The organism is Colwellia echini (assembly GCF_002843355.2).
Lineage (GTDB): Bacteria > Pseudomonadota > Gammaproteobacteria > Enterobacterales > Alteromonadaceae > Colwellia > Colwellia echini.
Genome location: NZ_PJAI02000012.1, coordinates 1 through 12,224, shown reverse-complemented (window position 1 = coordinate 12,224; position 12,224 = coordinate 1). Strand labels below are relative to the sequence as shown.

The 12,224-nt window shown below is 37.9% G+C and carries 10 protein-coding genes; 7 read left to right on the top strand and 3 right to left on the bottom strand.

From position 1 onward, the window contains the following. Positions 1–45 precede the first annotated feature (45 nt). Entirely contained in the window at positions 46–918 is an 873-nt protein-coding gene (locus CWS31_RS11210) for a LysR family transcriptional regulator (RefSeq protein WP_101345679.1), read from the bottom strand. 92 nt (positions 919–1,010) lie between these two features. Here CWS31_RS11210 and CWS31_RS11205 point away from each other — a divergent pair, with 92 nt between their 5' ends. Further along, positions 1,011–1,511: a lactoylglutathione lyase family protein gene (locus CWS31_RS11205; protein ID WP_101345680.1), complete on the top strand. Its 501-nt coding sequence runs from the start codon at positions 1,011–1,013 to the stop codon at positions 1,509–1,511. Between the two features lie 104 nt (positions 1,512–1,615). On the opposite strand, the gene CWS31_RS11200 is transcribed toward CWS31_RS11205, so the two are convergent. After that, entirely contained in the window at positions 1,616–3,400 is a 1,785-nt protein-coding gene (locus tag CWS31_RS11200) for an RluA family pseudouridine synthase (protein WP_101345681.1), read from the bottom strand. Between the two features lie 23 nt (positions 3,401–3,423). After that, complete coding sequence (locus CWS31_RS11195; protein WP_101345682.1) at positions 3,424–4,389, bottom strand: NAD(P)-dependent oxidoreductase; 966 nt, start codon at positions 4,387–4,389, stop codon at positions 3,424–3,426. Positions 4,390–4,591: 202 nt separating this feature from the next. Here CWS31_RS11195 and prmA point away from each other — a divergent pair, with 202 nt between their 5' ends. From prmA to purD, 6 genes are all read left to right on the top strand, one after another. Further along, on the top strand, positions 4,592–5,473 hold the full coding sequence (gene prmA / locus CWS31_RS11190; RefSeq protein WP_101345683.1) for a 50S ribosomal protein L11 methyltransferase: 882 nt from the start codon (positions 4,592–4,594) through the stop codon (positions 5,471–5,473). 548 nt (positions 5,474–6,021) lie between these two features. Then, on the top strand, positions 6,022–7,038 hold the full coding sequence (dusB, locus tag CWS31_RS11185; protein ID WP_101345684.1) for a tRNA dihydrouridine synthase DusB: 1,017 nt from the start codon (positions 6,022–6,024) through the stop codon (positions 7,036–7,038). 62 nt (positions 7,039–7,100) lie between these two features. Then, positions 7,101–7,388, top strand: coding sequence for a DNA-binding transcriptional regulator Fis (gene fis, locus CWS31_RS11180; protein WP_011041412.1), 288 nt, complete (start codon positions 7,101–7,103; stop codon positions 7,386–7,388). Between the two features lie 241 nt (positions 7,389–7,629). Further along, the gene (gene purH, locus CWS31_RS11175; RefSeq protein ID WP_101345685.1) at positions 7,630–9,231 is read left to right on the top strand and encodes a bifunctional phosphoribosylaminoimidazolecarboxamide formyltransferase/IMP cyclohydrolase; all 1,602 of its coding nucleotides are present in this window, start codon (positions 7,630–7,632) and stop codon (positions 9,229–9,231) included. Positions 9,232–9,606: 375 nt separating this feature from the next. Next, entirely contained in the window at positions 9,607–10,458 is an 852-nt protein-coding gene (locus CWS31_RS11170; RefSeq protein ID WP_425457527.1) for a class I SAM-dependent methyltransferase, read from the top strand. A gap of 55 nt (positions 10,459–10,513) precedes the next feature. Next, positions 10,514–11,821 (top strand): phosphoribosylamine--glycine ligase, encoded by a 1,308-nt coding sequence (gene purD / locus CWS31_RS11165; RefSeq protein WP_101345686.1) that lies wholly within the window; start codon positions 10,514–10,516, stop codon positions 11,819–11,821. Positions 11,822–12,224 lie beyond the last annotated feature (403 nt).

The window sequence follows — 12,224 nt, the reverse complement described above, 5'->3', positions numbered from 1 at the left end:
TAACGTAGATCATATATTAACAGTATTACAATTAACTATACGTACCTAGCCAATTGAGTTAACGATAATTGATTTTATATATTTTGTGCGATTACTTTCAAATGTCAGGCTATTTTGGCAAAGATATAAGGTTTCATTTACCGTATTTTTTAATTGATGAATTTTAATCGCTGCTTGATTTTGAAAAGCATTAACAGCATGTAAAGGCAATACCGTAAAACCTAATCCTCGGCTAACCGGCTCAAGAATCAAGCTGATTTGATTCGAAAACCCAGACCGTTTAAATTGACTGATATGTGCAAACTGCGGGTAATTTTTACTTAATAGTTGTTGTGATTGATACTCGCCATCAGGGTGTCCAATAAAGCCAAGCATTGTTAACGATTGCCAATCAACCGCTTCAACTGTATGTGAAGTAACAAGTACAAGTGGCTCTACTGCTATTGGCGTACTCAATAAACTAGCGCTTTGTGTTTGCTGGGTTAGTAGTCCTATATCGACTTTTCTCTCAATTAGGTCTTGCTCTATGCTTGAGTTAGGTGCAAAACGGTAATCAATAATTAAAGTAGGATGGCGCTGTTGCTCGTTTAATAATTGCGGATAGAGTTTTAAACCAACACTACCAGGCGTTATTATTTTCACTGTACCTATTAACGGATCATCTTGTTTAATTGATGTTGTAATTTCTTCAGTTGTTTTAAGTAAATTTTGTCCTTGCTGATAAAGCTTTAATCCCGCATCGGTTAATGAAAAAGATTTACCCGTACGTACCAACAACTGTGTATCTAGAGACTGTTCTAATTTTTTTATGTGCTGACTAACACCTGATTGTGTCATAAATAACTTATCAGCAGTTTTAGTAAAGTGATTAGTATCAACAAGGGAGCAGAAGGTTTTTAACCAAACAAGGTTTATCATTACAAAATGTACTTATTATTATGATTTATAATAATTGTACGTAATTAAAGTGGCGGCGTAAACTTCACTCATACTTTTAAAGGAGAAAAATTATGAGCAAAGCATACCCAAGAGCATTTTCACACATTGGTATTTCAGTACCAGATGTAGACGCGGCATTAAAGTTTTATACTGAAGTATTAGGTTGGTACGAAATTATGAAGCCAACCATTATTGTTGAAGACAACACCGCCATTGGTGAAATGTGTACCGATGTATTTGGTGCTAACTGGGGCAAGTTTAAAATCGCCCACATGTCTACCGGTGACAGAATTGGTGTTGAGATTTTCGAATTTGCTAACCAACAAAACCCAGAAGATAATTTTGAATACTGGAAAACAGGCGTGTTCCATTTTTGTGTACAAGATCCAAATTTAGAAGAGTTGGTTGAAAAAATAGTTGCAGCTGGCGGCAAAAAACGTATGGCAGAACCTCGCTATTACTACCCAGGTGAAAAACCTTATCGTATGATCTACATGGAAGACCCGTTTGGAAATATTCTAGAAATATACAGCCACAGTTATGAATTAACTTATGCTGCTGGCGCTTATTAGTTGATATTAGCCACACAAATAATATATGTATAAGTCATATTCAGCTTTTGCCATCATGGATGATGGCAAAAAATTATGGTGAGCTTTCGGTATTTATTCGCAGACTAAAACCCTTCATCTACTTCAAAAGTCAGCTTCTCTTTTGTAATAGGATGAGTAAAGCTCAACCGCTGTGCATGTAAATGCAGCCTATCAGCTGGCGTGCCATATAAAGTATCACCAACAATAGGGGAATTCAGACCATCAGGATGCGCGCAATGCATCCGTAGTTGATGGGTTCTACCGGTAATAGGATATAAAAATAACTTAGTTGAATTGGTGTTAACGGTTCCTTGAGCTTTTTCTTGAATCGGTTCAATAACTTCCCAATGGGTTTCGGCACGCTTACCATGTTCGTAACAAACCACTTGTTTCGGTCTGTCATCTAAATCTACGCGTAATGGTAAAGATATATTGCCAGACTTTTGTGCTAACGATCCACCAATAGTGGCAACATAACGCTTGCTCACTTCTTTATTAATAAATTGTTGCTGTAAGTTTTTATGGGCGCGTTCATTTAAGGCAAGTATTAATAAACCAGAAGTTGCCATGTCTAACCTGTGAACAATTAAACCTCCTGTTGCGTTAGGGAATTTCGCTTGAATACGGGTATAAACCGAGTCTTTAATCGACTTGCCCGGAACAGACAACAAACCTGAGGGCTTGTTAACCACCACGATATCATCGTCTTGAAATACTATTTCTAACGCAATGTTTTCTGCGGGGTTAACTAATAACGGATTTTCGTCCACCGCCATGCCTTTTAGCATGTGCGTTAAAATAGGTAAGCACTTACTTTGACAAGCAGGGTAGAAGTGTTGATGTTTTCGTATTTCAGACTTAGGCTGTGCGCCCCACCAAAATTCCGCCATACAAATTGGTGTTAGGTTTTGCTCAAATGCATATTGTAATAATTTGGGGGCAGCACAATCACCAGAGCCAGCAGGTGGTTTTTTCACAATGGTTTCAGCGAACAACTCGGTTAAGTCTTTACTTTCACCTTTAATATTGAGCATTTTATATTGCTTGAAAAAGTGCTTTTGTAACTTGACCGAAAGCTGCTTTCTACGTTTTTTTAAAAACGCTATTTCATTGGTAAATACTGTTAACTTAGCTGTAATTGAACTAATTGACTCTTGATGGTGTAATTTTAATGCTTGTAGCTCTTTTTTATCGGTAACGCTGGCACGAGAAAGGCTAATACTAATATCTTTGTACGTGTCTTCTGATATATTTTTTGATATGTCTTTAGCTGAGTCTTCAGGTAAGTCGGTATTACTTAATTGGGAGTCTAACCAAGCACGTTTTTCTTTTCTCGCCTTTTTGTTTTCACGCATTTGTTGTTGCAAGTTTTCTATTGCTTGCGCTGCGTTTTTTTCTGCCTCGGTTAATAATTGCGTTAACTGAGTTAATTCAGGTGCAGTAGATAACTGGGTGATCTGGCTGTTAATACTATTAATGTCAATTTGCATAGTTTGTTCATATTCACTGACACTATAGGCTTGATAAATAGTAGGAACAAAATTAATGCCTTTACCTTCATCGTTTTGTTGTTCAGGCGCTTCATTGGCATTACCAGAAATTGCCGATAAATAACCTACTTTGCCATCAATATTTTTAACAATTAGTACGCCGTACATTCGTCCTTGTTGTTTGGTGTTATTAGCCTTACTAATAGAAGAATCAATAGGATGAAATACGGCTAACTTATGCTGTAATTCTTCGCTGGCGATTACTGCTAAAGGATGTGTCTGATAATAAAATGGATATGTGAATTTATTGGGTAATGTTAAGTGGCTAACATCATTAATAAAATCTGTCCAATAGCGTGGTTTAGTAGTTGGTAACATAAGGTTTTAATATTGGCGTAAGCCTAGTTTCCACTGGTAATTATTTTAGTATTTATACCGCTGGCGAGAATAGCAGAGTTTTTAGGTAATTCTTCATTACCGTTAAGCAAGTAAATTACTTGTTGCCCTTGTTGCGCTAACTCTAACGCGTGTTGATAATTAAGCATAATGGTTGAGCTAATACTTTGCGGGTATTTTTCAGCATCACGACGCACATATTCTATTAAGTCAATGTTTACATCATTGTCATAAAAAACAGCATCGGCAAACTGTAATGATCTGTGAGCACTTAAAGTTAAGTTATCAGGATTACCATCAAGTGTTTGAATAAAAATAATCTCCCCCTGTGGTGGAGCTATTTCTTCTTTCAAACTCGCTATTAGCTGTTGTTCTGCTTCTTGCTGTTTACCATCAAGTAATGCTTGGCCAATTGAACCACGTAAAATGGTTTCCCAAAAAGTACGGCGATTACGAATACCCTTAATACGCGCTTTAACATGATCTCGAAATTTTAAAGAAAAATCGGCTAAACGACCATAACCTTGCGGCAAAATCTTTTCTATTTGCTCGCGTAACATGCGAATTAAAATAGGCGCACTGCCTGAGCTTGAAAGGGCAATAATCATTGGCGATCTGTCAATAATTGCCGGTGTTATATAAGTACAAAGAGTCGGTTGATCAACAACATTCGCTAAAATATTTAGTGGTACGGCTTCATGATAAACCGCTTCGTTAACGACAGTATCGTCTGTTGCGGCTATAACTAAGGTAATGTTAGTTAACAAACCTGCTTGGTAATTATGGGCTAACCACGTTAAGTTATTTTCAGTGATTAAACGTTCAACACCGTCGGTAACCGTTGCCGCCATCACTGTAATATTCGTTGTGCTTTTCAATAATAATTCAATTTTACGTGCGGCAACGTCGCCACCACCAATAACCATGGCATTTATCTTACTGCCATCAAGAAAAACGGGAAAATACTTCATTATCAAATATGCTCATTTGCTAGTGTTGAGAACATAGATTGGAGCCTATGTTTAATTATAGGCTCAGATTACCATAGCAATAGCTAAAAAACTTTATCGAAAGTGCAGCTCAAAGCAGTTATTTTCTCCCCATGGGCTTAATGAATGATAAACTAGCGATAAGTAATAGAAACTAAACTACATCATTAATAGAGAAGATCAGATGCCTTGGATACAACTTAGATTAAGTGCTAACGAAGATAATGCCGAAAAATATAGTGACTGGCTAAGTGCTTGTGGCTCACAAGCGGTTACTTTTGTTGACGCAAAAGATACACCTATTTATGAACCGTTACCGGGCGATGAAGTCATTTATTGGTCAAATACTGTGGTAATGGGCTTGTTTGAAGCAAGTCACGACATGGATAAAGTGATCAGTTACTTAAAAAGTATTCATCCTGATAAAGAACAAATGCAATACAAGTTAGAGCAACTAGAAGATAAAGACTGGGAACGTGAATGGATGGATAACTTTCACCCAATGAAATTTGGCGAACGCTTATGGATTTGTCCTAGTTGGTGCGATGTGCCAGAGCCAGATGCGGTTAACGTTATGTTAGATCCTGGTCTGGCTTTTGGTACAGGAACACATCCTACTACTGCATTATGCTTAACCTGGTTAGACGGTTTAAATTTAACGGGTAAAACCGTGGTCGATTTTGGTTGTGGCTCAGGTATTTTATCATTAGCGGCACTTAAGTTGGGCGCTAAGAAAGTAATTGGCATTGATATTGACCCACAAGCATTACAAGCTAGCCTTGCTAATGCTGAACGTAATAATGTAGCCGATCGCCTTGAACTGTTTTTACCAAAAGACCAACCAGAATTTAAAGCCGACGTAGTAGTTGCCAATATTTTAGCTGGGCCGCTACGTGAGTTAGCACCAGTGATCATTGAATATGTAGGTGATAAAGGTCTTTTAGCGTTATCAGGCGTATTAGAAGAGCAAGCAGAGGTACTACAAGAAATTTATGGTCAGTGGTGTGATATGGAGCCGGTAAGTGTACAAGAAGAATGGGTGCGCTTAAACGGACAAAGAAAGTAGACATATTAGTTAGCCCACAGAAAACATCATATTAATGATTAAAGCTATAATTTAGCTCGTTATTAGTTTGAAAGTAAATCCGAACAGTGCTCAATGTTCGTCAACAGTTATCCCCGAAATATCTTCTCGGGGATCTATTCTACTTTCCACCACCACGTATACTTTGCTGCTTTTATTATCTTAAGCTAAATCATTATTAAGCCTTGAAGATGATTGATTTATTACTTTAATTGGAATTATTCAAACTTTCATAACGCTTTTTTCAAATCAACTGATTTAGTTATTGCTTTATTCTTTATATAACTGTAGCCATTGCTCAGCGTGAGTTTAGGTGGATTTATCTTTGAAATGGCCTCTACTTTTTTAAAAGCTTTGTCAACAAATTTGTTAGTTAATTGTGCAATTTACACTCACTTTAAAGGTTTGATAAAAGTCAATATCAAAAAAGCAAATAAAGTTTAAAATTGTTCAAATTATATGCTTTTAAATTGAAAAAAAAACGCGTAAACTTAGCGCCCTTTTGAAAGGTAGCTCAAAAAAACAGCAGTATGAAAATAGGTACGTATCAACTTAATTCGCAGGTAATGCTTGCACCAATGGCAGGAATTACCGACCAACCCTTTAGGCAACTTTGTTGTCAACTCGGTGCAGGTTTAGCGGTTTCCGAAATGGTTTCGTCAAATCCGAAAGTATGGAATACCGAAAAATCTAAATTAAGAATGATCCATGACGCTGCAGCTGGTATTCGCAGTGTACAAATTGCAGGGAGCTGCCCTGATGAGTTAGCGTTTGCTGCTCAAGTAAATGCTGATAACGGCGCACAAATTATTGATATCAATATGGGGTGCCCAGCAAAAAAGGTAAATAAAAAATTAGCAGGCTCTGCGTTATTACAAGAGCCAGAATTGGTTGAGCGTATTGTTCAGTCAGTAGTGAACGCGGTAAATATTCCGGTCACGCTAAAAATTCGCACAGGATGGTGTGAAAATACTCGTAATGGTATCGAAATAGCCAAAATTGCTGAACATAATGGTATAGCATCACTCGCAGTGCATGGCCGTACCCGTAATGACTTTTATAAAGGCAATGCGGAATACGACACTATTAAAGCAATTAAAGCAGCTATTTCAATTCCTGTAGTGGCTAATGGTGATATTACATCACCGGATAAAGCTCTGCAGGTTTTAAGCTATACGGGTGCAGATGCCATAATGATTGGCCGTGGCGCGCAAGGTCGTCCGTGGATTTTCCGAGAAATTAATCATTTTTTGGCTACGGGCAACAAGATGCAAGCACCAACATTGAGCGAAGTTCGTTCAATAGTATTGGCTCACGTTATGGAATTACATCAGTTTTACGGCGATTTCAAAGGAGTGATGATTGCTAGAAAACACGTGTCTTGGTATGTACATAACCTAGTTGAAACCTATGAAGGTTTTAGCGAAGCGTTTAATAATGATCAAGGCAAAGCGTTTAGAGCGATTTTTAATGCCTTATCGTCACCAGAAGAACAATTGGCGACGTTAGACAAATTTTTTGATGATTTTGCGACTAACTCTTTTTAGAGATAAGTCCAATTCATTGTGTTTCATTTTATTTTTATTAACAAAAGAAAGAGTTATATCATATGTTCGAACAAAATGTATCTTCTCCGTTTATCACTGGCGATATTCAAACACAAACTAAAACTTCTCCTTTACGTAGCCAAGCTAAAATTGCAATTAGCAACTACTTATCACAACTAAACGGCAACGATGTTGATGATATGTACGACCTTGTTTTAAGTGAAATAGAAGCACCAATGTTAGAAGAAGTAATGATGTACACTCGCGGTAATCAAACTCGCGCAGCTAACTTACTAGGTATTAACCGTGGTACGTTACGTAAAAAACTTAAAAAATACGGCATGAACTAAGCACGTATTTTTCTTGAAAGCACCCTCGGGTGCTTTTTGTGTTTTGAAAGGGGTGGTTACTAACACCATTTTATTCTCTTTCTAGTTTAATCAACTTATTTATGTATTTTTTATCTTAAAGTTCTAACGTTTAATTATCAGGAAAAGTAATGGCTCTGACGAATGTCTGAGAGTCATTTTGACGCAATAATTGGGCTAGGCAACAACAAGATAATCAATAACAACAAAAAAGGTATACTTACTGATGGATCCACGTCCTATAAAACGCGCACTGTTAAGTGTTTCAGATAAAACCGGTATCGTTGAATTTGCTCAACGACTAAGCGACAAAGGAGTAGATATTTTATCTACTGGTGGTACTGCTAAACTACTTGCTGAAAACGGCATCAAAGTAACTGAAGCATCTGACTACACAGGTCACCCTGAAATTATGGATGGTCGTGTTAAAACATTACATCCTAAAATTCACGGTGGAATTTTAGCGCGTCGTGGTACTGATGAAGCAGTAATGGCTGAAAATAACATTAGCCCGATTGATATGGTTGTTGTTAATTTGTATCCATTTGCTAATGCAGTAAGCGATGAAAACTGTTCATTAGAAAATGCTATTGAAAATATCGATATCGGCGGCCCAACTATGGTTCGCGCAGCAGCAAAAAACCATAAAGACGTAACTATTGTTGTTAACGCAAGCGATTATGATCGTGTGTTAGCTGAAATGGATGCTAACGAAGATTCATTAACTTATAAAACACGTTTTGATTTAGCTATTGCGGCTTACGAGCACACTGCTAGCTACGACGGTATGATTGCAAACTACTTTGGTAAAATGTTACCTGCGTACGGCGACTCTGAGTCTGAAGCGTCTTTAGATAATAAAGTAAAATTCCCACGTACTTTCAACAGCCAGTTTATCAAAACTCAAGATTTACGTTACGGTGAAAACTCTCATCAAGCAGCGGCTTTCTATAAAGAAGCAAACCCAGAAGAAGCATCAGTTTCTACTGCTACTCAGTTACAAGGTAAAGCATTATCTTATAACAACATCGCTGATACTGATGCAGCGCTTGAGTGCGTTAAAGAATTCGATGAGCCAGCTTGTGTTATTGTTAAACATGCAAATCCATGTGGTGTTGCAATTGGCGAAAACATTTTTGCAGCATACGAAGGCGCTTATAAAACTGATCCTACATCAGCTTTTGGTGGCATTATCGCGTTTAACCGTGAACTAGATGCTGATACTGCTGAAGCAATTGTTTCACGTCAATTTGTTGAAGTTATTATTGCTCCTACCATTTCTGATGAAGCTGCTAAAGTTGTTGCTGCTAAACCAAACGTGCGTTTATTAGCATGTGGCGCTTGGGATACACAAACAACAGGCTTAGACTTTAAGCGTGTTAACGGTGGTTTATTAGTTCAAGATCGTGACCAAGGCCGTGTTGCAGACAGTGACTTAAAAGTAGTGACTAAACGTCAGCCTACAGAAGATGAAATGCGCGACTTAAAATTCTGTTGGAAAGTAGCAAAATTTGTTAAATCTAACGCAATTGTTTATGTTAAAAATAGTGAAACTATTGGTGTTGGTGCAGGTCAAATGAGCCGTGTTTACTCAGCAAAAGTTGCAGGCATCAAAGCTGCTGACGAAAACCTAGAAGTTAAAGGTTCAGTTATGGCATCAGATGCATTCTTCCCGTTCCGTGATGGTTTAGATGCAGCCGCTGAAGCAGGTATTAATGCAGTAATTCAGCCGGGCGGTTCTATGCGTGATGACGAAGTTATTGCGGCAGCTGACGAACACAACATAGCAATGGTGTTCACCGGTATGCGTCACTTCCGCCATTAATAATGCTCCTTGTCGCTGCTAAGTCCAATTTAGGCGTCAAAAGTACTCACTGACATTCGTCAGCTCCGTGCTTTTTTCTTTAAATTGAACAAAGCAGCTTAAAGGAACTTCATTAATTTGATATTACGTAGCGTAAAATATAAAGCAGTGTTGATTTATTTACTTCTTACATTCATATAAGTGAAAGTTAGCATGGAAATAAAATCAACGCTGCTTGTTTGTTTAAAGCACTAGTATTTTTATTGATTTGTAAGGCTATTTTAAAGTTATCAATTAATTAGTGTTATTGGTATTGTATCTGGTATAACAGAGCATCAAAAATTCAATCTATTTAACCTAGTTAAGTTATACACGTGGTTTACAAGGAAAAGACTTATGACAATGAAAACAAACGCACTTAAAGCAATTGCACTTGCTGTTACGGTAAGTTGTAGTACATTAAGTTTATCTGCTATTGCAAAAGAGTCCGCCGTTCCAGCTACAAAAATGGCACCAATGACACTTAAACAAGCTGTTGCTAGCGAACATCGTTCAGCTGAAAATAAAGCGCGCGATCAATATCGTCACCCTGTTGAAACCCTAACCTTTTTTGGTTTTTTACCTACCATGACAGTGGTAGAAATTACCCCAGGCGGCGGATGGTACACTGAAATTCTTGCTCCTGCTTTAAAAGGAACAGGTAAATTATACGGTGCTCATTACCCTGATACAGGTGAAGATAATTACTACAGTAACTCTCGTAAAAAATTAGAAGCAAAACTTTCATCTGATGTGGTTTTTAGTGAAGTAGTTTTAACTAACTTTACCCCTAATCAAGAAAGTGAATTAGCGCCACAAGGCACAGCTGATTTAGTACTAACCTTTAGAAATTTACATAACTGGAAAGATGCTGGCGTAGAGCAGGTATTTAAAGATGCGTTTAACGCGCTTAAACCAGGTGGTGTTTTAGGTGTGGTAGAACATAGATTACCAGTTGAAGTTGCCGATCCTGCACAAGCCAAAGGTTATGTTTCAGAAACACAAACCATTAAACAAGCAAAAGCTGCTGGTTTTAGATTTGCAGGCTCAAGTGAAATTAACGCAAATGCCAAAGACACAGCACAATACCCTAAAGGTGTTTGGACATTACCACCTGTTTTACGTTTAGGTGATGAAGATAAAGAAAAATATTTAGCGATTGGCGAAAGCGATCGCATGACATTAAAGTTTGTTAAACCTGGTAAGTAAGCTATATAACGCTTACTAGTAGAGGTTTAACGTTAAGTAATATATAGGAATAAATATGAACATCTTAGTTATAGGCGGCGGCGGTCGTGAACATGCTTTAGCATGGAAAGCGGCACAATCAGCCCAAGTTACTAAAGTATTTGTTGCGCCAGGCAATGCAGGTACAGCGATTGAAAATAAATTAGAAAACGTTGCTATTGATACCAGCGATAATGCAGCGTTAGTTGCTTTTGCACAAAGTAATGATATTGCTTTGACAATTGTTGGTCCAGAGCAACCTTTAGTAGATGGTGTTGTTGATGCATTTCAAGCTGAAGGTTTAGCTATTTTTGGACCAAGTGCCAAGGCAGCACAACTTGAAGGTTCAAAATCATTTACTAAAGATTTCTTAGCACGCAATAAAATTCCTAGCGGCAGCTACGAAAATTTCACTGAAGTTGAACCAGCTCTTGCTTATGTTCGTGCTCAAGGCGCCCCAATTGTTGTTAAAGCCGATGGCTTAGCGGCAGGTAAAGGTGTAATTGTTGCGCTTACTTTAAAAGAAGCTGAAGATGCAATTGAAGACATGCTTGCTGGTAACGCTTTTGGCGATGCAGGGCATCGTGTAGTTATTGAAGAATTCCTTGAAGGTGAAGAAGCAAGTTTCATCGTAATGGTAGACGGTAAAAATGTTTTACCAATGGCAACTAGCCAAGATCACAAACGCGCACTTAACGGTGACTTAGGTCCAAATACCGGTGGAATGGGCGCATATTCTCCGGCTCCTGTTGTTACGCCTGAAATTCATGATCGCATTATGGCCGAAGTCATTATGCCTACGGTTGAAGGTATGGCTAATGAAGACGCACCATACAGTGGCTTCTTATATGCAGGTTTAATGATCGCTACAGACGGCACACCAAACGTAATTGAGTACAACTGTCGTTTTGGTGATCCTGAAACTCAACCTATTATGATGCGTTTACAATCTGACTTAGTTGAGCTTTGCTTAGCTGCAACTCGTGGTGAATTAGACAAAGCAACAGCTGAATTTGATTCACGCGCTGCAGTTGGTGTTGTACTTGCTGCACAATCATATCCAGCAGATTATCCTAAAGGTGATGTGATCTCAGGTTTAGATACAAACAATAACCCATCGGCAAAAACCTTCCATGCAGGCACAAAACTAAATGAAGCCGGTGAAGTGGTAACAAATGGCGGTCGTGTATTATGTGCTACAGCACTAGGTAATACAGTAACTGAAGCTCAACAAGCAGCTTATGAACTGTTACATCAAATTAGTTGGAAAGGCGTAGAATTCAGAACGGATATTGCATACCGCGCAATTGCACGTGAACAAGAAAAAAGTGAAAACGTTTTTTAGATACAGAGTGAGTGTAATTCTACTCATTCAGTATTTATTGATCCTTTAATTAATACTATAAAACCGACCTTAGCGTCGGTTTTTTGTTTTGAAACAGTAAATAGATAGTTATGAACTTAATATTACCAAGAAATATGCCGTTATAGCGTAGTTCAAAACAAATCTACAAATCACCAAAAAAATATAGGAAAAAGAAAGGATCATGCTTGATCAATACTTTATATTCGATCTCTAGCCCAATAATACAACGGATTGTATGATAAACGTTCGAACAAACAATAAAAGCAATTAAAATGAAAATAACGCTTGATCATTATTAAGAACTCTCTACAATGCGCTCCAGTTCCGAGGGGTTCACGCAAAATGAATCATCAAGAGCTTGTTTTACTAAGTTATCTACTCG